The 20,102-nt window shown below is 68.5% G+C and carries 19 protein-coding genes and 1 pseudogene; 6 read left to right on the top strand and 14 right to left on the bottom strand.

The window, feature by feature from the left end:
• Nucleotides 1–106: 106 nt before the first annotated feature.
• Together D457_RS0109355 and D457_RS0109350 are read left to right on the top strand one after the other, a co-directional pair.
• Entirely contained in the window at nt 107–595 is a 489-nt protein-coding gene (locus tag D457_RS0109355) for a MarR family winged helix-turn-helix transcriptional regulator (RefSeq protein ID WP_017580396.1), read from the top strand.
• Nucleotides 596–666: 71 nt separating this feature from the next.
• Entirely contained in the window at nt 667–1,095 is a 429-nt protein-coding gene (locus D457_RS0109350; RefSeq protein ID WP_017580395.1) for an organic hydroperoxide resistance protein, read from the top strand.
• A 338-nt stretch (nt 1,096–1,433) separates the two neighbouring features.
• Here the strand turns inward: D457_RS0109350 and D457_RS0109345 are convergent, their stop codons facing one another.
• The 4 genes from D457_RS0109345 to D457_RS0109330 form a co-directional block, all read right to left on the bottom strand.
• A complete protein-coding gene (locus D457_RS0109345; protein WP_017580394.1) occupies nt 1,434–2,444 on the bottom strand; it encodes a hemolysin family protein in 1,011 nt (336 codons plus the stop codon).
• Nucleotides 2,441–3,829: a hemolysin family protein gene (locus tag D457_RS0109340; RefSeq protein WP_026116489.1), complete on the bottom strand. Its 1,389-nt coding sequence runs from the start codon at nt 3,827–3,829 to the stop codon at nt 2,441–2,443. The genes D457_RS0109345 and D457_RS0109340 overlap by 4 nt, the downstream gene beginning before the upstream one ends.
• 229 nt (nt 3,830–4,058) lie before the next feature.
• Complete coding sequence (locus D457_RS0109335) at nt 4,059–4,619, bottom strand: TrmH family RNA methyltransferase (protein WP_017580392.1); 561 nt, start codon at nt 4,617–4,619, stop codon at nt 4,059–4,061.
• A gap of 195 nt (nt 4,620–4,814) precedes the next feature.
• On the bottom strand, nt 4,815–5,462 hold the full coding sequence (locus tag D457_RS0109330; protein WP_017580391.1) for a class I SAM-dependent methyltransferase: 648 nt from the start codon (nt 5,460–5,462) through the stop codon (nt 4,815–4,817).
• A gap of 138 nt (nt 5,463–5,600) precedes the next feature.
• On the opposite strand from D457_RS0109330, the gene D457_RS34595 reads away from it, so the two are divergent.
• Together D457_RS34595 and D457_RS0109320 are read left to right on the top strand one after the other, a co-directional pair.
• Nucleotides 5,601–6,104 (top strand): dsRBD fold-containing protein, encoded by a 504-nt coding sequence (locus D457_RS34595; RefSeq protein ID WP_017580390.1) that lies wholly within the window; start codon nt 5,601–5,603, stop codon nt 6,102–6,104.
• A 345-nt stretch (nt 6,105–6,449) separates the two neighbouring features.
• Nucleotides 6,450–7,712, top strand: coding sequence for an APC family permease (locus tag D457_RS0109320; RefSeq protein ID WP_017580389.1), 1,263 nt, complete (start codon nt 6,450–6,452; stop codon nt 7,710–7,712).
• Nucleotides 7,713–7,819: 107 nt separating this feature from the next.
• Here D457_RS0109320 and D457_RS0109315 read toward each other — a convergent pair whose 3' ends face one another.
• The 5 genes from D457_RS0109315 to D457_RS0109295 form a co-directional block, all read right to left on the bottom strand.
• Nucleotides 7,820–8,599, bottom strand: coding sequence for an NUDIX hydrolase (locus tag D457_RS0109315; RefSeq protein ID WP_017580388.1), 780 nt, complete (start codon nt 8,597–8,599; stop codon nt 7,820–7,822).
• Nucleotides 8,596–9,327 carry an HAD family hydrolase gene (locus D457_RS0109310; protein WP_017580387.1) on the bottom strand — a complete coding sequence of 244 codons (732 nt, stop codon included), beginning with the start codon at nt 9,325–9,327 and terminating at the stop codon, nt 8,596–8,598. Before D457_RS0109310 ends, D457_RS0109315 begins: the two co-directional genes overlap by 4 nt.
• Before the next feature lie 129 nt (nt 9,328–9,456).
• Complete coding sequence (locus D457_RS0109305) at nt 9,457–10,404, bottom strand: VWA domain-containing protein (protein ID WP_017580386.1); 948 nt, start codon at nt 10,402–10,404, stop codon at nt 9,457–9,459.
• Nucleotides 10,405–10,491: 87 nt separating this feature from the next.
• A complete protein-coding gene (locus tag D457_RS0109300; protein ID WP_017580385.1) occupies nt 10,492–11,460 on the bottom strand; it encodes a DUF58 domain-containing protein in 969 nt (322 codons plus the stop codon).
• 22 nt (nt 11,461–11,482) lie between these two features.
• Entirely contained in the window at nt 11,483–12,550 is a 1,068-nt protein-coding gene (locus tag D457_RS0109295; RefSeq protein WP_017580384.1) for an AAA family ATPase, read from the bottom strand.
• A gap of 237 nt (nt 12,551–12,787) precedes the next feature.
• On the opposite strand from D457_RS0109295, the gene D457_RS0109290 reads away from it, so the two are divergent.
• The gene (locus D457_RS0109290) at nt 12,788–13,504 is read left to right on the top strand and encodes a hypothetical protein (protein ID WP_017580383.1); all 717 of its coding nucleotides are present in this window, start codon (nt 12,788–12,790) and stop codon (nt 13,502–13,504) included.
• On the opposite strand, the gene D457_RS32190 is transcribed toward D457_RS0109290, so the two are convergent.
• Nucleotides 13,501–14,142, bottom strand: a complete 642-nt coding sequence (locus tag D457_RS32190) for a helix-turn-helix domain-containing protein (protein WP_017580382.1) — start codon at nt 14,140–14,142, stop codon at nt 13,501–13,503. The genes D457_RS0109290 and D457_RS32190 overlap by 4 nt on opposite strands.
• Nucleotides 14,143–14,355: 213 nt before the next feature.
• Here D457_RS32190 and D457_RS0109280 point away from each other — a divergent pair, with 213 nt between their 5' ends.
• Nucleotides 14,356–15,036 carry a class I SAM-dependent methyltransferase gene (locus tag D457_RS0109280; RefSeq protein WP_026116488.1) on the top strand — a complete coding sequence of 227 codons (681 nt, stop codon included), beginning with the start codon at nt 14,356–14,358 and terminating at the stop codon, nt 15,034–15,036.
• A gap of 25 nt (nt 15,037–15,061) precedes the next feature.
• Here D457_RS0109280 and D457_RS0109275 read toward each other — a convergent pair whose 3' ends face one another.
• The 4 genes and pseudogenes from D457_RS0109275 to D457_RS0109265 all read right to left on the bottom strand — a co-directional run bounded on the left by D457_RS0109275 (nt 15,062) and on the right by D457_RS0109265 (nt 19,298).
• Nucleotides 15,062–15,412, bottom strand: a complete 351-nt coding sequence (locus D457_RS0109275; RefSeq protein ID WP_239646049.1) for an SDR family NAD(P)-dependent oxidoreductase — start codon at nt 15,410–15,412, stop codon at nt 15,062–15,064.
• A 315-nt stretch (nt 15,413–15,727) separates the two neighbouring features.
• Nucleotides 15,728–15,898, bottom strand: coding sequence for an HNH endonuclease (locus D457_RS36955; RefSeq protein ID WP_394297036.1), 171 nt, complete (start codon nt 15,896–15,898; stop codon nt 15,728–15,730).
• A gap of 312 nt (nt 15,899–16,210) precedes the next feature.
• Nucleotides 16,211–17,458, bottom strand: a pseudogene (ltrA, locus tag D457_RS36950) (group II intron reverse transcriptase/maturase); the annotation flags it as partial.
• A 571-nt stretch (nt 17,459–18,029) separates the two neighbouring features.
• Nucleotides 18,030–19,298 (bottom strand): RNA-guided endonuclease InsQ/TnpB family protein, encoded by a 1,269-nt coding sequence (locus D457_RS0109265; RefSeq protein WP_160167390.1) that lies wholly within the window; start codon nt 19,296–19,298, stop codon nt 18,030–18,032.
• Nucleotides 19,299–20,102: the final 804 nt, after the last annotated feature.

Here is a 20,102-nt window from a genome sequence, read left to right as displayed (position 1 = left end):
CCTTGCGCGGCGGGGAACACCCCACCCAAATTAGTTGTGTCCAACCCTGTTGTGCACAACTGAATTTCTGCTACCGTGGCCGGGACGGCGAAGCGGGGGAGGAACCATGGCAGGCACCGACGAGGGAAACCCCCTCGCCCTGGACCGGCAGCTGTGCTTCTCGCTCTACACCGCCTCCCGGGCCCTGACCGGGCTCTACCGGGAGATCCTGGCCGACCTGGAGCTGACCTACCCGCAGTACCTGGTGATGCTCGTGCTGTGGGAGCGCGAGACCCTGCCGGTCAAGGAACTGGGCCTGGCCCTGAGCCTGGACTCGGGCACCCTGTCCCCGCTGCTGCGGCGGATGGAGGGCGCCGGTCTGCTCACCCGCAGACGCGGACCCGAGGACGAGCGGATCGTGCACGTCAGCATCACCGAGGAGGGCACCCGGCTACGCGAGCGGGCCACAGGCATCCCCGAGCAGATCCTGTGCGCCACCGACCTTCCACTGGCCAGGCTCGGGGAGCTCCAAGGCATGCTCGACCACCTCACCCGTTCGGTCACCCGGGCCACGGGACGGGGCGCCACGCGTACCGCCCGCGACGCCGACACCTGAACCACACCGTACGCCACAGCAGTACATCCAACGGGCTCGGCTCAGCCGGGCCGAACGAGAGGGAACCTTACATGGCTTACAACGTCCTCTACACCGCCAACGCCACCGTCACCGGTGAGGGCCGCAAGGGCTTCGGCAAGACCGACGACGACCGTCTCGCGGTCGACCTGTCCGTGCCCAAGGGCCTGGGCGGCGACGACGGCGTGGGCACCAACCCCGAGCAGCTCTTCGCGGTCGGCTACGCCGCCTGCTTCCACGGCGCCCTGAAGAACGTCTCCCGCCAGGCCAAGGCCAACATCGAGAACTCCACCATCGATGCCCAGGTCAGCCTGGGCAAGTCCGACGAGGGCCTGGACATCGCGGTCGAACTGACCGTCACCATCCCGGGCCTGGAGCAGGCCGAGGCCGAGAAGCTGGTCGAGGCCGCCCACCAGATGTGCCCCTACTCCCGCGCCACCCGCGGCAACATCGAGGTCAAGCTGACCACCAAGACCGCCTAGAGTTTCCCCGCCACGCAGGGCGGGATCTGGGTTGAAGAAAACACAGGGTCAAAGGGTCGGGGCCGGTCACGGGTGTGAACGGCCCCGATTTCTGTGCGCGCCTGCGGGCTCACGGACGACGGTAGGCTGCCAGGCGGCGCGAAGACCGAGTCCACCGGACGGGCCGAACCCCGTTCGCGGTCGGCCACGCAGGCGGTCGGCGCGGCCCACCAGCCGGGACGTTGTCTGTCGGGGGTCCGGATTCACATGTCGCTTGCAGATCGGGCCCTGTGGCTCGCAGACACCGAACGGGGAGGGCCGCAAAGCCCTCCCCGCAGGGGCCTGTGATTCAGCTACCGCTAGGCGGCGGTGTCCAGCAGCAACAACCGGTCCAGGATGTCCTGGAGGGTCACCAGACCCCTCAGCTCACCCTCCTCCTCGACCAGCGCCAGATGGCTGCGGCTGTCGCGCATGATGCCCATCGCCGCGTACATCGGCGTGGCCGCCGACAGCGTCAGTACCGGGCGCATGAGGTCGGCGGCGGTGGTGTCGGTCGGGCTGGTCAGCGCCTCGCGCACGTGCAGCACGCCCACCGGCTCGTCCTGCTCCATCACCACCAGGCGCAGGTGCGTGGACTCGCGCGAGACCCGCTTGATCTCCTCCACACCCGCGTCCGGAGCCACCCACGCGATCTCCTCGCGCGGGGTGATGTGCTCCTGGATCGGTTGGGAGTTGACCTCCAGGGCCGTGGCCAGCTGGTCACGGCGCTCCGAGTCCAACGCGCCCGCCTTGGCCGAGTGCTCGACCAGCTCGCGCACGTCGTCCGGATTGTGCCCGCTGATCAGCTCGTCCACCGCCTGCACGCCGAAGCGGTGCAGGACCCAGTTGGCCATGCCGTTGAGCATCACCAGGATGGGACGCGTCACCAGCATGAACGCCCGCATGGGGAGCGCCAGCATGGTCGCCGACTTCTCCGGGTGCGAGATCGCCCAGGACTTGGGCGCCATCTCACCGACCACCAGGTGCAGGAACGTGACGATGATCAGCGAGAACACGAACGAGAGCACGTAGCCCACCGAGTTCGGCAGACCACCGAACAACGGCTCCAGCATGTGGTGGAACGCGGGCTTGGAGATCGCACCCAGGGCCAGCGTGCACAGGGTGATGCCCAGCTGTGAACCGGCCAGAAGCAGCGACAGGTCACGGGCGCTCTTGAGGGCAGCCCGTGCCGCCGCACTGGTCTGTGCGGCCTCTTCCAAACGGTATCGGCGCGCCGCGACCAGGGCGAACTCGATCGCCACGAAGAACGCGCTCAACGCGATGATCAGGACTGTCAGTGACAGTGCCAACCACACGTTCATGTCACTCATGACCGCACCTTCCGCATGCTCTTCCTGTCCTCGGCAAGCTCACGCATTCGTAGTTCCACCATGTTGGGCACGTGCCGCTGAACCGCTTTCACGGTCAGCGTCAACGCCACGTCGGGATCGCCGTCATGGGCGCTGGAGGGCCGGGGCAGAGGCAGGTCCACCCGGTCGCCGACCTGCGGCAGCCGGTGGAGTTCGTGGATGACCAGACCGCCTATGGTCTCGTAGTCGCCCTCGGGCAGGTCGTGGCCGATCAGCCGCTCCACCTCGTCGATGTGCAGTGCGCCCGGGACGAGGTAGCCGTTCTCCCCGTCCAGGTGGGCCGGGGCCTCCTCCTCGGGAGTGTGTTCGTCGGCGATCTCACCGACCAGCTCCTCGGCCAAGTCCTCGGTGGTGATCACCCCGGCCAGGCCCCCGTACTCGTCCACCACGCACGCGAACTCCTCGCCCGCCTCGCGCAGCTGGTCCAGCACGCTCGGCAGTGCGAGCGAGGCCGGGACCATGACGGTCGGCCGCGCCACCTCGCTGACCCGGACACCCGACAGGTCGCGGTCGCCCAGCGCGAGCACGTCGCGTAGACAGATCACACCCACGATGTCGTCCACGCCCTCGCCCAGGACCGGGAAACGGGAGTGGTCGGAGGCCATGAGCTCCACGACCCGGCTGACCGGGTCGCCTTCCTCCACGGTGGTCACCTCCGGGCGCGGGATCATCGCGTGCCCGGCGGTGCGCTCGTGGAAGTCAAGGGTGCGGTCCAACAGGGTGGACACCTCGGCGGGAAGGTCGCCGGTCTCACGGGACTCGGCGATGATGCGTTCCAGGTCGCGCGGGGTCGCCGCGTGCTGGACATCCTCCACCGGGGTGATCTTCACCAGTTTGAGCAGCCAGATCGCGGCCTGGTCGAACAACCAGATGATGGGGCCGAACACCTTGAGGTAGATGTTCGTGGACAGAGCCAGCCAGCGGGCGACCGGTTCGGGTTTGGCGATGGCCAGGTTCTTCGGGAAGAGTTCGCCGAAGATCATCTGCACGGCGGTCGACAACAGCAGTGTGGCGATGGTTCCGATGGCCACACCGGTACCCAGAGGTACGCCCACGCCTCCGAGGAGTTCCCCGATGCTGGTGCCGATCATGGGTTCGGCCACGAAACCGACCAACAGGCCGGTGACCGTGATTCCCAGTTGGGCGCCGGAGAGCATGAACGAAGTGCGGTTGGTGACCGCCAGGGCCCTTCTGGCCCCGTTGTCACCGGCTGCGGCCCGCGCCTTGAGGCGTGAACGGTCCACGGCCATGTAGCCGAACTCCTGGGCGACGAAATACCCGTTGGCCGCGATCAGCAGCAATACGACGAGTACGCCCAGCAGGATGGTGAGGACGGCGCTGATCATCGGGTACACACCGCCTGGTTCCGCCTGTCAGCAGGAGGCCTACCAAGGTGTGCACCCTTCGAAGAAGGGGGCTCGTCGAGGTCTGGGTCACAGCATCCCTGCGGGACGCTGCCGGTACTTCGGGACGGATCCACTGTTCCTCTCTCTGCGCCTGTGCGCGTCGGGTGTGCGAAATATGTGGTTCTGGTCAAAGAAGGGACGACCGGCGGGGGGAAAAGATTCCCCCGGCTCAGTTCCCGACGGGGGCGTCGGCCTCGTCGCCGAAGGTCGCCCACTCGCGGCGGCGGGCCTCGGCAAGGGCGATCGAGGTGGCCACGGCCACGTTCAGCGATCCGACTCGGCCGATCTGCGGAATGTAGGTGACAGCGTCCGCGCCCGCCAGCAGGGCGGGGGAGCAGCCGTGGTCCTCGGCTCCGACGGCCAGACACACGTCGGACTCCAGCGGCGCGGCATGCAGCGGCACGGCGCCCTTGGCCAGCTCCAGGGCCACGACCTTGTAGCCGCCGGCGCGGGCGGCGTCCAGGGCCTCAGCCGTGCTGGACAGGCGGGTGTGCGGGACCTTCGCGGACGTACCCAGGGCGGTCTTGCCGACCTTGGGGTCGTCGGGGTCCGCGCTGTTGCCGGTGAGCCAGAGCTGGTCGACGCCGAAGGTCGCGCAGGTGCGCAGGATCGACCCCAGGTTGTAGGGCTGGGTGACCGATTCGACGAGAAGGGCCAGACGCCCCTCGGTGCGCCTGCGCCACTGGCGGTTCAGGCGTTTGACGTCCGTGGGACGCAACTGCGTGCTCAACTGCGGTGTGTTCCTCGAAGCTGTGGGCCGGGCGGTCCCGGCGGTTGTCGGTACACATTACCGGGCGGGGGTCGTGCGCGCACGCGTGACCCGTGACACGTCACGGTAGGTTCGGGTATTCGGGTTCGGAGCCGACCGGTGGGCCCGGCCTGGTACCGGGACGCGTGCCCGGTGCGGCGTCAGGGCCTGTGGGGCCTACTGGGACTTGCGTACGGCCAGGACGCGGAAACCGGCCCGGGAGGCCACGCGCTCGGCGGGCAGGCCCTGGGCGTCCAGCCACTTCTGCAGGGAGTCCGAGCCCAGGTGGCGCTGGACCACCAGGTGCGCCACCCCTTCGGGGGTGAGCCGGTCCAGCCAGGTGCGAAGCATCGAGTGCAGCACGTTCTTGCCTACCCGGATCGGTGGGTTGGACCAGATCGCGTCGAAGGGGCCGAGCAGGTCCTCGGCAGCAGGGGCCGGGCCCTCGCCCTGTTCCACTGCAAGACCGCCCTCGGGGGCGACCACGGCGAAACGGGCGTTGTGTAGATCGTGCTCGGCGGCGTTGCGCCGGGCCAGACCCACGGCCCGGGCGTTGACGTCCACCCCGAGCACCTGGGCCTTGGGCGCACGCGAGGCCATCGTCAGGGAGATGGGCCCGTAGCCGCAGCCCAGGTCGAGCAGGCAGCCCTCGGCGGGCGGCGCGGGAACGCTCTCCAGTAGGACCCGGGTGCCCAGGTCGACCTTGTCGGGTGAGAAGACGCCGCGGTCGGTGTGCAGACGCAGGTGTAGGTCGGGCAGGACCAGGTCGGCCGTGGAGGGCCGGCTGGCGGCGTCGGGATCGGAGTCGAAGTAGTGCTGGGCCACGCCGTGACGCTACCAGGCGGCGCCGGGATGTCGTGACGGCAAAAACCTCGCATACCACCGGAAACGAAAGGATCAACCCCCTGTCCCCGGGCGAAACAGCCCGGAAGATGGAGACAAGCGAGGTTTGTGGGGGAACCCATGCGAGCAGAGGTAGGAGACCGGCTGGTCGTCGAGAGCCCGAACGCCGACACCCACCGCCGCACGGGGGTGGTCACCGAGGTCCGGGGCGCGCAGGGGGCACCGCCGTACCAGGTGCACTGGCAAGACAGTGAGCAGGGCCACGACGCCCTGGTCTACCCGGGACCCGACGCGCACATCGAACACCCGCCCGGCCCGGGCGCGGACGGAGAGGGAGCGGATGCCATGCAGACGATGAAGCGCTGGAACGTGGACGTGGTCGTCGCCGAGGAGAGCGAGGGTGACGCCGCGCGCACCTGGGCCGAGGTGGGGCTGATCGCCGACGACGGCACGGCTCTGCGCGGCCACGGGATGGCCCGCAAGCACCCGTCGGACATGGACGTCCCCGAGATCGGCGAGGAGCTCGCTGTGTCCCGGGCACTGTCGGACCTCTCACGTCAGCTGCGCCAGGTCGCAGCCGAGGACATCAACGACAACACCGGTTCGCCCTGGCGTCCGACCTGATCCCACAGCGTTGTCCGCGCCCACCCGGGCGCGGCCGCGCTGGGAGAGGCCCCCGGTCCACCGCCGGGGGCCTCTTCATGCCCGCGTCCGGCGACGTTCGGGGCGGGTGCGGTACCAGGAGACTGCGTCGGAGGTCACTCCTGGATACTGATGAGGCACGGTTCGCACCCGGCGGTCACCGGTATCGGGCACACTCGGAAGTTGGACACGACCTTTGTCCCGTTCCTACGGGCCTCCCGGACCCCGTCGCCCGCACTTCCCATTCGGAGTGACCAGGACCACGGGAACGGGGAAAAGCGCGTTCGTCGGCCACAGGTCGGCAGACACTCACCCAAGGAGACCTTGTTGGCCACCTCTTCCGGACCGCAGGCCAGACCCGCCCGGACGCTGGGAACCGTCGACGCGGCCGCCATCGGCGCCGCGGCGATGCTCGGCGCCGGGGTGTTCTCGGTCTTCGCCCCGGCGGCACTGGGCGCCGGGGCGTGGCTTCCCGTCGCCATTCTCATCGCCGGGCTGGTCGCCTACTGCAACGCGGTCTCTTCGGCCCGGCTGGCCGCCCGGCACCCGGAGAACGGCGGTACCTATGTCTACGGGCGCGAGCGCCTGGGCGACCTGTGGGGGTACCTGGCGGGCTGGTCCTTCGTGGTGGGCAAGATCGCCTCCTGTGCGGCGATGGCCCTGACCTTCGCGGCCTACACGGTCCCGGAGTACGCGAAACCGGTGGCGGTGGCCGCGGTGGTGGTGCTGGCCGCGGTGAATTACCGGGGGGTGCGCAGATCCACCCTGGTCATCAAGGTGCTGCTCCTGCTGGTGCTGGCGGTCCTGGTCGCGGTGTTCGTCACGATGCTGATGAGCGGGCGCCTGGCCGCGGTGGCCCAGGTGGACGGGCTGGGGCCCTGGCCGGGCTCCTTCGGCGTGCTGGGCGCCGCGGGGATGATCTTCTTCGCCTTCGCCGGGTACGCGCGCATCGCCACCCTGGGCGGGCAGGTGCGCGATCCGCGGGTCACCATCCCCAGGGCGATCACGCTCTCGCTGGGCACGGTCCTGGCCTTGTACCTGGTGATCGGTACCGGCCTGCTCATCGTGCTGGGGCGGGAGCGCCTCACCACCAGCCACGCGCCCATGGTCGACGTGGTCCAGGTGGCCGGGTTCCCCCTGCTGGTGCCGTTCGTGATTGCCGGGGCCGCGCTGGCCAGTTTGGGAGCCCTGGTGCCGCTGCTGATGGGGGTCTCGCACGTCACCGCGGCGATGGCCGCCGACGGTCACCTGCCGCGTCCGCTGGCCGCTATGAGCGAACGCTACGGGGTGCCCTTCCGGGCCGAGGCGGTGGTGGCGGCCATCGTGATCGGTCTGATTCTGGTCGCCGACCTGACCGGCGCGATCGCCTTCTCCGCCTTCGGGGTGCTGGTCTACTACGCCATCACCAACGCCTCGGCGCTGCGCCTGGGCCCGGACGAGAACCGTCCGCCGCTGATCGTCCCGGTCACCGGTCTGGTGGGGTGTGTGGTTCTGGCGACCAGTCTGCCGCTGCCGGCGGTCGTGGCCGGGGTCCTGGTGCTGGGGGCGGGTGCGGGTCTGTGGTGGCTGCGCCACCACGTGCTCGTCTAGTCGCCGCCGGTCTGTGGGGTCCGGTCGGAGCCGGGGCTCCGCAGTGCCTCCGAAACCCCGGCCTCCGAAACCCCGGCCTCAGAAACCCCGGGCCCCAGGAACCCTGATCACCGCAGTCGGCGGTGCTGGACCAGGAACTCCATGCCGCGCCGGGCGGTGGTGGACAGCCGCAGCTCCGCCAGCCCCGCGGGGGTGAACCACCCGCAGTCGGCGGTGGAGCCGTCCTCCTCGAGCACGTGCGGTTCGCTCGGCTCGAGGACGTGCACGTGGGAGAAGACCCACACCGAGTAGATGTCGGTTCCGCTGGTCTGGGTCCGGCGGTGGCTGGCCACCTTGATCAGGTCACCGACCACACCGGCCTGACCGGTCTCCTCGAGCACCTCGCGCCGCAGCGCCGCGCGCACGTCCTCGCCGGTGTCCACGCCGCCGCCGGGCAGGTGCCAGGTGCCCGCGCCGGGGAAGCCCTCGGCGATACGGCTCAGCAGGATGCGCCCGGCGGAGTCGGTGACGATCCCGTAGGAGGCGAAGCGGCGCAGCCGGGGCCGCGCGTCGCCTGCGGGGTCGGGCTCCTCCTCGGCCAGAGCGGGGGCCGCGGGGGTGAACCCCGCGACGGGCACCACCGAGGGCCAGGCCGAGACCAGGTGAGGCTCGGCGAACACGACCCGGTCCACGTGCAGGGCCCGGCCCCGGTACAGACTCACGGTCTCGGTGAGCACCTCCAGGGCCACCAGCGGTGCCTGCGGCTCCAGCCCGCCCAGTTCACGTGCGACCTCCTCGGGGTCCTGGCCGAACAGCACACGCGTGCCGGACAGGACCGGCCCCTGGGGGCCGGAGGTGATCAGGTGCACGGTGACCCGGCGGGCCATCCAGTCGTCGATCGAGCTCACAGCGCGCCCGTCGCGGTCGCGCTGGGCAGACCGAGCATGCGCAGGAGGCCGTCCAGGCCGGTCAGGGTGGTGATGCCCTCGAGGGGCTGGCGGGCCTGGCGGTCCACGATCACCGGGCGCATGCCTGAGGACACTGCGCCCACGCCGTCGGCCTGGATCTGGTCGCCCACGTGCCAGCAGGCGCTGGGGTCCACGCCCAGGCGCTGGGCGGTGGCGTGGAAGATCCGCGGGTCGGGCTTGCCCGCGCCCACGGTGTCGGCGCAGACCACGGCGTGGAAGTAGGGCGTCAGTTCCAGGGCCTGGAGCTTGGCGTGCTGTAGGGCCTCGATGCCGTTGGTGAGCACGGCCAGCCGGTAGCCGGCAGAGGACAGGGCGCCCAGCACCGCGAAGGTGTCGGGGAAGACCTGCCAGCCGGCGCGGTGGCCGTCCAGGTAGAGCCGGTAGAGGTCGTCGCAGTGCTGGTCGGCGACGTCGTTGTGCCCGGCCTGGACAGCCAGGGCCCGGATGCGCTCACGGCGCTGGTCCTCAAGGCTCAGGTCGCCGCGCAGGTAGGCGCCGAAGGAGATTTCGGTCTGGGCGTCCCACAGCGCGCGGGCGGCGCCGAAGTCTGGGTGGCCGAGCCGCTCCATGACCGCGCGCAGACCCGCGGACGAGGCGGCGACGTCGTCAATGAGGGTGTCGTCCAGGTCGAAGCAGATCGCGGCCGGGGGTGCGGGTGTGTTCGGCATCGTTCCTCGAAGTGGATGGGCATGACAAAACATGCCAACGCTAACCGGTGGCCGCGCAGGAAAAGGTGTAAACCCCACCTAAAGGGATGTGACCAACATCACTGATGTCAAGGATTGGTTCTCTCCACATCAGGGAAGTCGCTGGAACCACAGCAGTGAGGTCAATGCGGTCGCCAGCGCCAAGACGATCGCGACCATCACGAACCGAGTGACGATCTCCTCATGCACCATCTCCAGACCCAGCGAGGAACCGATGTCCTCATAGACCTCGTCCAGCTCCGTCTCGCTCTCGGCCTCGTAGAAGTGCCCCCCGGTGTCCTGGGCCAACCCCTGCAACGCCTCCTTGTCGATGTCGGCGGGCACCTGGTAGCCGTCGATCTCGATCATCGCCGCCCCGCTCCCGAACGCGATCGTGGACACCGGCACCTCCTCCTCGGCGGCAGCCGCCGAAGCCTGCGCGATGTCGCGCCCACTGGTGTTCTCCCCGTCCGAGAGCAGCACGATCGCCGACGGCGGCGGATCCTCCTCCGCGTCCTCGTCGAAGCCGCGGATCGCCTCCAGAGAGGCGAACACCCCCTCACCGATCGCCGTCCCCGGCCCCAGCCGCAGGTTCTCGATCAACCCGATCACCGAGGCGTGGTCCTGGGTGGGCGGCGCCACCACCGTCGCGGTCGAGGAGAACGACACCAACCCCACGTTGAACCGATCCGGCAGCGTCCCCACAAACCCCTGGGCCGACTCCTTGGCCGCGTGCAACCGGTCCGGCTCGATGTCGTTGGCCGCCATCGACAACGACACGTCCACCGCCACCATGATCGTCGCCCGCTCCCGCGGCGCCTCCACCGGCATCGCGGGCACCGCCATCGCGGCGATCAACACCCCCAGAGCCAGCGTGAACAGCGTCGCCGGAACATGCCGGCGGATGTCGGGCCGGTGCGGCACCACCTGGTTCAACAGCTCCAGATTGGTGAAACGCACTGTGTACTCGCGCCGCTGCCGCTGCACGTACACGTACGCGCCCACCAGTAGCAGCAGGGCCAGCAGCCACCACAACCGCTGCGGCTCGAGGAAGGTCATGGCTGCCTCACGTCCCCTGTGCCCGTCCTGGCGCGGGACCCTCCCGCGCCCTTGTCACCCGCACACCGTCCGAGTCCCCCGAAGCCCTCACCGCGGCACCCCCGGGGTGTGCCTGGCCATGTGGTGCGCGGTCCGGCGCTGGTGGATCACGAACCGCGCCGTGTCCAGGACCCAGTCCCGATCCGTGCGCAACACCAGGTGGTGTACCCCGCACCGGCGCAGTGCCCCCCGCACCGCCGCCCGCTGTGCCTCGGCCGCCCTGCGGTAGCGCTCGCGCACCGTACGGGTCAGACGCACATCACTTACCCGTCCCGTGGTCGGATCACGCAGAGCCACGTCACCCACCTCTGGCACGTCCAGCTCACGTGGGTCCACCACCTCCACCACCAGCACCTGGTGGCGCGAGCCCAACTGGCGCAGCGGACGCTCCCAGCTCACCTCGCCGCCGAACGCCGGGGTGTCCAGGAAATCGGAGATCACCACCCGCAGCCCCCGCCTGCGCCGGGTCCGCACCAGATCGCCGACCGCGTCGGCCAGAGTCGCCCGCTCCGCGTCCGGGGAGCGCTGGTCCCCCCTCGGAGCGGCCGCCACGGTCGCCAACAACGACAGCAACGCCTCCTTGCCCGACCGTGCGGGCCAGCGCCGCACCCGTCCCTCGTGCAGGAAGTGCGCGCCGAAGCGGTCGCCCACCCGTTGGGTGAGCAGGTTGGTCGCCACCAGGGCGCCCACCGCCACGTCACGCTTGGAGCGCAGACCCGTCCCGAAGTCCATGCTCGGCGACAGGTCCAGCAGCGTCCAGCTCTCCAGCTCGCGGTCGGCCACCACGTCGCGCACGTGCGGGGTGTCGGTCCGGGCGGTCACCGCCCAGTCCATGTGCCGTACGTCGTCCTCACCGGGCTGGTACAGCCGGGCCTCGGCCGCCTCCGAACCCGGCCCCAAGCGCAGCCCCAGGTGCTCACCGTGCAACAACCCGTCCAGGCGATGCACGATACGCAGGTCCAACCGCCGCAACGCCGCACGCAGCCGCGGATCGGTACCGATGGCGGGTGTGTTCACACGATCACCTCGTCACCCTTTCCTATCTCTGCGAGGCGAAGGAGGCGGTCTCACCGGTGGGCGGTTCGTCCCAGATGACCCGGGGCGCGGGAACGGTGGACAGGATGCGGTCGACCACCTGGGCCGGAGTGATGCCGTCGGCCAGGGCGTCGAAGGTCAGCACCAGGCGGTGCGCGATCACGTCGTGGGCCAGTACCCGAACGTCGTCGGGGAGCACGTAGTCGCGCCCGCGCAGCAGCGCCAGCGCGCGGGCGGCCGCGACCAGTCCCAGGGTGGCGCGGGGGCTCGCCCCCACCTCCAGCGCCTGGCGCAGGTCAGGCATCTGGTAGTTCTCCGGCTCACGCGTGGCCATGACCAGGCGCACCACGTAGTCGGCGATCAGCTGGTGGATGTGCACGCGTTCGGCGTCGGCCTGCAACTCGCCCAGGGTGACCGGGTCCAGAACCTGGTGCGCGGTCGGCGGCTTCGAGCTCATCCGGCGCAGGATCTCCATCTCCTCGTGCGCCTGGGGGTGGCCCACGGTGACCTTCATCAGGAACCGGTCACGCTGGGCTTCGGGGAGCGGGTAGACGCCCTCGGACTCCACCGGGTTCTGGGTGGCGATCACGATGAAGGGGGAGGGCAGCGGGTAGGTGGTCCCGCCGATGGACACCTGCCGTTCGGCCATGACCTCCAGCAGGGCCGACTGCACCTTGGCCGGAGCCCGGTTGATCTCGTCGGCGAGCACGAAGTTCGCGAAGACCGGGCCCAGCTCCACGTCGAAGCGCTCGGTGGAGGGGTGGTAGATGCGGGTGCCGACAATGTCGGAGGGCACCAGGTCGGGGGTGAACTGCACCCGGGAGAACGAACCTCCGGTGACCTTGGCCAGGGTGGACACCGCCAGGGTCTTGGCGATGCCGGGCACCCCCTCGATGAGGCAGTGCCCCTGCGCGACCAGGGCGATCAGGGAACGCTCCACCATGCGCTCCTGTCCGACGATGACCGTGGACACCTCGTGCAGGGCCGCCCGAAGAAGCCGAGTCGGCTCGCCCGGAGTGCTCTCCGGCCCCGGTGCGGAAGCGGAGCCGTTCCCGGGTGAGGTTTGTGCCATGTCCCGTCCTTCCCGGACTCGGCGCCCCGTGCGTGGACGCCGGTAAGGAGTAGGTTGTGGTTCACCTGTGGCGACACTACCTGTTGAGGAGCTTGCCCGCCGGTAGACAACGCCAGACCGGGAACAGCACGTAAAGCAGCACAGATAAGGTCCAGGCGTGTAAAAGGGTCCAGACACGTCAATCAGCGCAGGGCAGGGGACGCATGAGATCGGCACCGACGGGGGAGGGGACCTGACATGAGCGCGCCCACCAGAGGCCTCAACGATGTCGACCCCCGCCAACTCGGCGGTTACCGGCTGCTGGGCAGGCTGCACGAGTCCCGCCTGGGCGTGGTCTACCTGGGGCGCGACGCCGCCGGGGAGCGGATGAGCGTGGCGATGCTCAACGACGCCGCGGCCATCGACGAACCCACTCGGCAGCGGTTCGCGCACGCGGTCCGCGACGGCGCGGGGGTGGCTTCGGCGCGCACCAACGGACGCTCGGCGCTGTGGGTGGCGGTGCCCTACGAGGAGGGCGGCGCCGGGGCGGGGCACTTCCTGGAGGAGGCCGGCCGGGGCGGGCCCGTGGTCCGGCAGGGGCCGGTGGTGATGCCGCACTGGGCGGGGGAGCGGGGCGGCTCGGCGGTGCGTTGGTCGCCCTGGACGGGCCGCCGGGACAGCGCGGTGGCCACCGGTGACGCCAACTGGTGGTTGATCGGGGGGCTGGGCGTGCTGCTCCTTCTCCTGTTGTTGCTGGTGTTCTCCCTGTACCTGTGGATGATGCAGTTCCCCTCCCCGGAGATGCCGACCTCGGGGCAGCCCGACTTCGAACAGTCCGAACCGGCCGAGGAGACCGAGCCGAGCCCGTCGCCGGAAGACGGTGAGGGGGATCCGGCCAGCCCGGTGCCCACCGTGCCCAACCCGGGTGAGGACGTCGGAGACGACTGGGGCGATCTGCCCGAGGACAACCTCTAGACCTCCGGGGCCGGGAGGCTCTCAGAAGTCCTTCTCGGTTCCCCCGCGTGGCTCTGGCGGCGTTTGGGTTGAGCCCGCAGGTGGGCGCGTTCGCCCTGGCGGCCGAAGAGGCTGAGCATCTCGACCGCTCCGTCGTCGGCCGACCCGAACCAGTGCGGCAGCCGGGTGTCCATTTCCACCGCCTCGCCGGGGGAGAGCACCATGTCGTGCTCGCCTAGCACACACCGCAGGTTTCCGTTAAGCACATAGAGCCACTCGTAGCCTTCGTGTGTCTGAGGGTCGGGCTCCCGCCGGGGGCTGTTGGCCGGGAGGATGAGCTTGTAGGCCTGGATGCCGCCTGCCTTGCGGGTGAGCGGGACCATCGTCATGCCGTGCCGGGTGACCGGGCGCATGTGGATGCGCGGGTCCCCGGTGGGCGGGGCGTCCACGAGCTCGTCCAGCGTGACGCCGTGCACCCGGGCCAGGGGGAGCAGGAGTTCGAGGTTGGGGCGGCGCTCGCCGGACTCCAGCCGGGACAGGGTGCTCACCGAGATCCCGGTTGCCTCGGACAGTTCGGCCAGGGTGACCTCGCGCCGCCGCCGGAGTTCACGCAGGCGGGGGCCGACCGCGGAGAGGGTCTCGTCGAGCTTGTCTTCCATCCGCCCAGTTTGCCAGGTTGGCAACAAACATTGCGCGAAACGCCACGGGTTCGCATGATCCTTCGTGGAGGTGGTCGTGTGACCAACGATCTGAGGGGTGTGCCCGCGGAAGCGGAAGCGGAGGCGCGGCTCTGAGAACGGGTCATGGGCGACCTGCGCCACGGCCTGGAGCCGCTGGCGACACGGACGGTACCGGGGGAAGAGGGAGCGTTGGTGTCTGAGGACTTCGACAAGGATTACTGGGAGAAGCGCTACGGGGGACAGGGAGAACAGGGCGGCCACGCCGGGCACACCGGGCACACCAGTCACGGGGGACACGGCGGCCAGGGTGCGCGGACCAGCCCGCAGCTGGTCGCGGAGGCCTCCGACCTGGAACCGGGCACGGCGCTGGACGCCGGCTGCGGCGAGGGCGGTGACTCCCTCTGGCTCGCCTCGCGCGGCTGGCGGGTGCGAGCGGTGGACCTGTCCGAGACCGCCCTGGGCCGCGGCCGCGAGCGCGCCGCCGCCCGGGGGCCCGAGCTCGCGGACCGCATCACGTGGGAACAGGCCGACCTGACCGTCTGGACCCCACCGGAGAACACCTTCGACCTGGTCACCAGCCAGTACGTGCACACCACCGGATCACTGCGCGACCTGCTCGCCCGACTGGCGGCGTCGGTGGCCCCGGGCGGGACTCTGCTCTTCGTCGGCCACCACCCCGGTGATGAGCAGAGCACCCACGACCGCGGCCACGACGCGCACGTGCACTTCACTGCGCCCGAGCTCGCGGCCGACCTGGACCGTGCGGACTGGGAGGTGCTCGTGGCCGAGGACCGCTCGCACCGGGTCACCCGCCCGGACGGCCGTGAGGTGACGATGCACGATGCGGTGATCCGCGCCCGCAGGGTCCGGTAGGGGACCGGAGGCGTCAACGAGGGGGCTACAGCGCGTGCCCGCCGGCTACCTGCAGGACCTGCCCGGTGATCCAGCGCGCCTGGTGCGAGGCCAGGTAGACCACGGCGTCGGCGATGTCCTCCGGGGTGCCGACCCGGCCCATCGGCACGATCTCCTGCGCCCGCCGCAGGAGGGCGTCGTCCATCCACCCGGTCTGGACGGGGCCCGGGGCGACGGCGTTCACCCGGATCCCGCGCGGGGCCAGCTCCAGGGCGGTGGCTCGGGTGAGCGCCTCCAGCGCCCCCTTGGAAGTGCCGTAGCCGATCTGGCGGGGGAACGACCGGGCCGAGTCGGTGGAGATGTTGACGACGGACAGGGGGGCCTCGGCGATCAGCACCACCTGGGCGACGGCGTTGACCCGGTATTGACATCCTCCCCTGCCTGAAAGAGCAGGGGATTCCAGCTACCAACCCAGGAAGAGTGGGAGTTGCTGAGGTTCACGGGCGCTTGACCGCTGGCGCGGTATCACCCCTCCGGCACACACCCTGTGGGGTGCGGGACTGGTGTCCTGTCCTGCCGCGACGTTGTTCGAAGCATTGAGATCGGCGTTGCAGGTGAAACCGCAGTGGGTACAGACGAGTCGGGTAGCCGGGACGCATCGCTGCGTCCCGGCCCCCTCAGAACCGGACGTGCGCGTCTCCACGCATCCGGCTCAAGCAGATCCCTCGGACTGACGCCCGCGCCTATGGTCGCTGGCGTGATGCTGACGATGGCACTCCGCGTGAATGAGCACCAAATTCTTCACGGAATCAGACCCTCCATCTCTCCGATACACCACGTGGTGCACGTTGAGCGTACGCGAGCTGGCGACGAACCACTTCACCCATTCTCGGACGTTGTCCGGTTCGTACCCGGCCCCTGATATCAGGTCCAACCTGCACCAGGCACAAACCCCTTTTTGTCGGGCGGCCAGGTAGACGTTCGTCTTCCTGTCTGCCCGGGGGTAGACTCTGCGCCTCGTGCGATTCGCCCAGTACTCCCTGAGTTCGGGGTCATCAACCGATGCCCCGCCCTTGACCAGGGCATGCCGGACGATCTTGGTCCACGCGAACTTCTGGAGATAGAAACCGGTCTTTCGGTCTCCGAACACCCATCCGTCCTGGCTGTTCTTGTTGAACTTTCCCCAGTACTGATCAGCGACCCACTTTTGGGTTTTGCTCGGATGGCGACTCAAACCCCATCGTCGCAGCGCTGTGTAAGCGTAATCGTCCAAATCCGTGAAGGTGCGAGATGAGACCACCGAACGATAATAGGTCGACCACCCCTTGACGAAAGGAGTTAGGGCCCGCAGGAGTGCCCCGGTTTCAGCACCCCTATACTGCCTCACGGTCTCCCTGATCCGATGTTTGGCCGCCTTGACGGCCTCCTGGCTCGGTTTGATGATCAGCTTCTTGCCCTTGAACTTTCTGACGTTGAACCCCAGGAAATCGAACCCCTTACTCAGAGGAACGATCTGAGTCTTGTCCTCGTTCAAGGACAGTCCTCGGGGGCACAGCCATTCTGCGAGGGTGAGCTTGACCTCGTTTGCTTTCTCTTCCGTGTCGCACATGACCACGAAGTCGTCGGCGTACCTCACCAGGATCGGATGAACCTTGCGATAGACTCGCTTGCCCGGTTCAATAGCCCCGATAGCTTCTGACATCCCTTCCAGAGCAATGTTGAGGAGTAACGGGCTGATCACGCCGCCCTGAGGAGTTCCCTCTTCGGTGGGGGAGAATCTGCCTTTCTCCATCACTCCGGCCTTCAGCCATCCCTGAACCTGTTTCCTTGCCGGGAACTGGCCCAGGGACCGCATCAGGTGCTCGTGCGAGATTCGATCGAACGCGGCCGACAGGTCCGCATCCAGCACCCATGCCCTCTTGGTGTCGTCCCCTCAGGCCGTGAGGAAGATGGACTGGATCGCGTCCTGGCAGCCACGCCCGGGCCGGAAGCCATAGCTCCTGGCCTCGAATTTGGCTTCCCACTCGGGTTCCAGCGCGTTCTTGACTCGCGCCTGGTGGACGCGGTCCCTGATCACCGGGATTCCGAGTGGTCTGGACTTGCCGTTCGCCTTGGGGATGTGCACTCGCTTGACCGGCACGGCCGACGGCGTTCGCATAGCGTGGACTTCTTTGGCAAGATGCCCTCGCCCACTCGGGGAGAGTGCGCGTTCTCCGTCGATACCGGCCGTTCTCTTTCCAGCACTCATCTGCGCGACTCGCTTGACGCTGGTCAGCGTGTTGGAGTACGACCGCAACATGAGTTTCTGGAGGCCGCGGGCACGTTTGTAGTCCCCCGCCTCCACAGCCTTGAAGATCCGCTGACGCAAACGCCGGACGTTGTCCTCTGCTCTGGGCCAGTCAATGCTGTTCCAGAACTCGGCATCGTCGAGGCCTCCGCTCACGAAGGACTCAGGTCGAGACAGGGTCTCCACATTCCTCCCTCGTGTCTAGTTTGCAGCCCCGTGAGGGCGTTGCTCAGCTCTCACTTCAAAGATCCACCTGGCCCGCGTCAGCTCCCTTTCGGGCCCGACATATGTCGGTATCCAACGGGTTATGGTCAGCAGGGAAGGACCTGTGACATCTGACGTTTCCCCTGGGCTTTCGCCCTGTTGGCGTTCGCTTCTCGGGCCATCCTGTTCCCACAGCGGGATTGTGCCGTCGTTGCCTCGGGCCTACCGGGACATTTCCGGACCGCTACGGGGTTTCCACGTTCCACTCAGAGAAGAAGCGATGGCGGAGGGCGTCCTCTTTAACCCGGGGCCGGTGGTGACCCTTGCCGGAGAGATGCGAGTATTCTCCCGGCCACCTGGTGCGGTTCCAACACCTGGCCCTACCAGCGTCGACAACAGACCATGGACACGCTGTACCAATAACGAGCTGTAACTACGAGGATTCACTTTCGTTCGCCCTTGCCATCTTCCTCGGCTTGTTGGCGGACAATGGCCCTGCCCACCTCTTGAGCCTTCCCCCGGCTTAGCACCCCGTCGTTACCAACGACGCACCCGGGGGTGAGGACCGGCCACTTGGGTCACTGGCCGGAAGAGAGTTATCCCTACTTCGCCCTCCTACTTCTACTGAGCGACTTCGTGTCGCACACCGCGCTTGATTCTGACGCGAGTTCTTGTCGATCCACTGGCAGTCGCTGCAACGCAGACTGGTGTTGCGGGCGGGCACATCCTGAACCCGGCCCGGGGCTTTGTGGCCGGTGCGGGTGCGGAGCATCCCCCACCCCTGGGCCAGGATGGCCCGGTTCAACCCCGACTTCTGCCGCACCCGGCTGCCCGGCTCGGCCACCGTGCCCTTGGCCGAGGCGGTCATGTTCGTGATCTTCAGATCCTCGAACCGGATGGTATCGAAGGTGCGGGCCAGCATCGTGGAGGTCTTCTCCACCCAATCCTTACGCCGCGCCGCCTCCCGAGCTTTGAGCCGGGCCACCTTGGCATGCTCAGCCTTCCTGGCGGGGCTGCTCTTGGGTGCGCGGGCGGCACGGCGCTCGTGCTTGCGGCGTCGGGCGCGTTCCTTTGTCGAGGGTTGAGGGCAGTTGAGTGTGCGTCCATCAGACAGGGCAGCGGTGATGGCCACGCCCCGATCGATCCCCACTATCGACCCGTCCCCTGGCCCCGGGACTGGGTCGGGGAGGGTCACGAAGGCCACATGCCACAACCCGTCCCGGAAGGTGACGCGGAAGGACTTGGCATCCGGCAGCTCACGGCGAGTCAGGCGGAACTTCACCCACCCGCAGCCGGGCACCTTGACCTGCCCCCACTTCCTGTTCAGCTTCTGCACCAGGGCTTTGCGGTGCATGACCTGCTTGCCCTTGGCGTTCAGCACCGGCTCACCGGTAGCGGTGTAGGCGGGGACCCGGCCGGTGCCGATCACCCGAAACCCCTCGTTGCGGTACTTCTTGCGCCAGGTGGGATACCCGTGGCTGCCGCCCAGGAAGTTACTGATGGCCTGGTCGAAATCCTTCAAAGCCTGCTGCTGAATCACCACGTTGCCCGAGACCACCCACGCGAACTCCGCAGCTGTCTCCGCGTCCAGGTGGGCGGTGTCGGTCTGGCGGGCCTGGGTGAGCATCCGGCACAGGGCCGCGAACCGGGGCGGCTTCTCCACCCGGGCTCTGCCCTTGCGGTAGGTGTTGGTCACCTCCAACGCCAGGTTCCACACATACCGCGCATGCGCACAGTGTTCGAGCATCTGCTGCTCCTGCGTGCTGGTGGGGTACAACCGGAACCTGGACACGAACAGCAACCTAGCGTCACCAATCGTGTCCCCGGGGTGGTTTTCCAGATGTGCTGGGACCGATCCGCCTCCCGGGCGACACACCGAAGGCCGGGAGCCCCCAGGACCTCCGCCTCCCGCTGGTGATCACCCCTGGGACCCGCTACAAAGGGAAGGGGTATTCACCCTGGCCCTGAAAGAGCAGGCACCCTGCCCAACAACACGGTGGCGCTCCATTGAGGCGTGGGTCAGGGTGTCCATGGTGTCCGGGGATTCGCAGTGCGCGGCGTTGTTGACCAGGACGTCGAGTGCCCCGGCTCGCTCGGTGACCTCGCGGATCAGCCAGGTGGTCCCGCCCGGCTCGGACAGGTCGGCGCCGATGGTGAAGGAGTCGTTCCCGAGCTCGGCCGCGAGTTGCTCGCTCTCCTCCGGAGGGGGAGTGAGGTGCCCCCACGTGTGATGGCCGCACCGATGTTGCTGGAGCCGCCGGTGACCAGGACGGTCTGGCCGGACAGGCGGGCGTCGATCATCGGTGTCTCCTCCGATGGGGGAGTGGGTGTGGTCAGGGGCCGGGCCGGGGCGGGGGTGCGGTCCCGCCAATTTTTTGAGTCGGGGGGGGGTGGCTCCGGAGAGGCCTTCGTTCTTGCTGTTCGCGATATAAATCTACGACGTAAAGGCGGCGTAGCTTTTCTATAAAAGCACACAGAGAAAATGAATTCGCGCGGCTACGCCGCCCGCCTCCTAGCTCCTCGTTCCGGAGATCTCGGCGTGTCGGGGTGAGGGCTGGCTGGTATCTAGAACGTGTTCAGCCTTGGTTAGGCGGGC

The organism is Nocardiopsis valliformis DSM 45023 (genome assembly GCF_000340985.1).
GTDB lineage: Bacteria > Actinomycetota > Actinomycetes > Streptosporangiales > Streptosporangiaceae > Nocardiopsis > Nocardiopsis exhalans.
This window is presented reverse-complemented; position numbering and strand designations above follow the sequence as displayed.

Coding starts and splice junctions, on each gene's coding strand:
- D457_RS0109355 (WP_017580396.1), top strand. CDS start 107: ATGGCAGGCACCGACGAGGGAAACCCCCTCGCCCTGGACCGGCAGCTG.
- D457_RS0109350 (WP_017580395.1), top strand. CDS start 667: ATGGCTTACAACGTCCTCTACACCGCCAACGCCACCGTCACCGGTGAG.
- D457_RS0109345 (WP_017580394.1), bottom strand. CDS start 2,444: ATGAGTGACATGAACGTGTGGTTGGCACTGTCACTGACAGTCCTGATC.
- D457_RS0109340 (WP_026116489.1), bottom strand. CDS start 3,829: ATGATCAGCGCCGTCCTCACCATCCTGCTGGGCGTACTCGTCGTATTG.
- D457_RS34595 (WP_017580390.1), top strand. CDS start 5,601: ATGCGAGCAGAGGTAGGAGACCGGCTGGTCGTCGAGAGCCCGAACGCC.
- D457_RS0109310 (WP_017580387.1), bottom strand. CDS start 9,327: ATGCCGAACACACCCGCACCCCCGGCCGCGATCTGCTTCGACCTGGAC.
- D457_RS0109305 (WP_017580386.1), bottom strand. CDS start 10,404: ATGACCTTCCTCGAGCCGCAGCGGTTGTGGTGGCTGCTGGCCCTGCTG.
- D457_RS0109295 (WP_017580384.1), bottom strand. CDS start 12,550: ATGGCACAAACCTCACCCGGGAACGGCTCCGCTTCCGCACCGGGGCCG.
- D457_RS0109290 (WP_017580383.1), top strand. CDS start 12,788: ATGAGCGCGCCCACCAGAGGCCTCAACGATGTCGACCCCCGCCAACTC.
- D457_RS32190 (WP_017580382.1), bottom strand. CDS start 14,142: ATGGAAGACAAGCTCGACGAGACCCTCTCCGCGGTCGGCCCCCGCCTG.